Here is a 1,874-nt window from a genome sequence, read left to right as displayed (position 1 = left end):
TACAATTTCGCCCGGCGCCTCAAGACCCTCGGTGGCCTCACGCCATACGAATACATCTGCAAGGTCTGGATTTCAGAGCCGGATCGTTTCATCCTCGACCCGATCCACCAGATGCCGGGACTGAACATCTAGGGTCAAGATTCATAATCAGTAGATGACGGTTGCAGCAAGTGCGATGGCTGAGAGGAACACCTTGGGACAGCGGTCATAGTGTGTCGCCACGCGTCTCCAATCTTTGAGCCTGCCGAACATGATCTCGATGCGGTTGCGCCGTTTGTATCGGCGCTTGTCGTATTTCACCTTCGTCGTGGGCTGTTTTCGGCCCGGGATACAGGCGCGTATCCCCTTGTCTTTCAACGCGTCTCTGAACCAGTCTGCGTCGTAGCCTCGGTCTCCGAGCAGCCATTCGACCTTTGGCAAGCCGCCCAGCAATGCCCGTGCGCCAATGTAGTCGCTGACCTGTCCAGCGGTGACAAAGAGGTCAAGCGGACGTCCCTGGCTGTCGCAGATGGCGTGCAGCTTGGTGTTCATGCCGCCCTTGGTGCGCCCGATCAGGCGGCCACGCCCCCCTTTTTCGCGGCCAGGCTGGTCGCGGTCCGGTGTGCCTTCAGATACGTCGCATCGATCATGGCCGTCTTCTTCTCGCCGTGCTCGGCGGCCAAGCCAACCATGATGCGAGCAAAGACGCCTTTGTCGCTCCATCGCTTCCAGCGGTTATACAGGGTCTTGTGCGGACCGTATTCCGCGTTCGGGCCTTCATTCGGACCAGTGGCATTCAGGCCCTCACCATCGCGCCACCGCAAACCATTGCGATTGATGAAGATAATACCGCTCAGCACACGCTGGTCATCGACGCGCGGCTTACCGTGAGACTTCGGAAAATAGGGCTCCAGACGCGCCATCTGCGCGTCGGTCAGCCAGAAGAGATCAGACATGTTCACCGCTCGTTTTTCGAGCCGTGAATCACGCAAAGGACCTGAGATCAATGGGTCCTGAGCCTAAACAGGGCTACGACACCGATTGGTCCAGTTACGTGCTCCGCGCTTGGAGTTCGCGCTTATAGGTTAGCCCAGTCCAGGGTTTTGGCCCCTTGTTGACTGTTGAGGATCCTCTCACAGGTGAGCCCGCCGATCCATAAGACCTGCGTGTCGCCCGAGAAGCCCTCTCGTCCAAGGTCTGCCGTTGGCCGTGGCGGTGACAAAGAGAGAAGACGTTGCCCCGATCCCAACTCTTACAGGGCGGCCTGGCATGGAAAGGGGATGGCTGACTGGCCGCTAACCGGCTTACAGTTCAAACTGCTCAAGATCGGCACCCGCGTTGTGCGTCACGCCCGCGCCATCATTTTCCGGCTGGCCGGGATTGCCGTCACCGGCCTGATTGTGCAACTCTTCGTTGCCGCCATTCAACGATTGCGATGGCCGCCGTCGCCTGTGCGATGCTGAACCTGCCAGAAATCCTCCGGTACGAAAACCTCAAATCTGTCCCAGTGGCGCTGACGTCAGACACTTCAAGGAGATACGCTGACGTTACGAACCGCACTCGCGATACTGGCCTCCGGGCATGATCGATAAAGAATGCGGTGGCACAAATTGACCGTCAGACCACCACGAATCCAAGCTAGGAGATGAGTGACGAGGCAGACCGAAGCGAAGATCGAAGTCCAGGCAAAACCCAGCTTGGGGACAGTCGAACCTCCGTCGTTTTGCTACACATTGTGCCATACGAAAAATATTACAATTCATTAAATTCAAGGAACGTCTGAAAAACCTGCGACTTTCTGCCTAATCTGATAGGTTTGGGGCGTCCGCCAGAGGAGTCCTGCCGATGCCGAAACAGCCCGCCTTTCCCAGCCTGCGTGATGCGATGAAGAAGAA

1 protein-coding gene and 2 pseudogenes are annotated in these 1,874 nt (G+C 57.4%); 2 read left to right on the top strand and 1 reads right to left on the bottom strand.

Going from position 1 to position 1,874, the window contains the following annotated elements:
• Nucleotides 1-132 (top strand): annotated as a pseudogene (locus C6W92_RS17400) (IS481 family transposase); the annotation flags it as partial.
• Between the two features lie 15 nt (nt 133-147).
• On the opposite strand, the gene C6W92_RS17395 reads toward C6W92_RS17400, so the two are convergent.
• A protein-coding gene (locus tag C6W92_RS17395) for an IS5 family transposase (protein WP_129435381.1) occupies nt 148-935 on the bottom strand; the annotation gives its coding sequence in 2 pieces (ribosomal slippage) (nt 148-575 and nt 575-935; 789 coding nt in all).
• A gap of 318 nt (nt 936-1,253) precedes the next feature.
• Between C6W92_RS17395 and C6W92_RS17390 the strand changes: the two are divergent.
• A pseudogene (locus tag C6W92_RS17390) lies at nt 1,254-1,442 on the top strand (IS1380 family transposase); the annotation flags it as partial.
• Nucleotides 1,443-1,874 lie beyond the last annotated feature (432 nt).

The sequence above is a fragment of the Roseovarius sp. A46 genome (genome assembly GCF_004126395.1).
GTDB classification, from domain to species: domain Bacteria; phylum Pseudomonadota; class Alphaproteobacteria; order Rhodobacterales; family Rhodobacteraceae; genus Roseovarius; species Roseovarius nitratireducens.
Note: the sequence above shows the minus strand (reverse complement) of the source record. Positions and strands in the feature narration are given on the sequence as shown.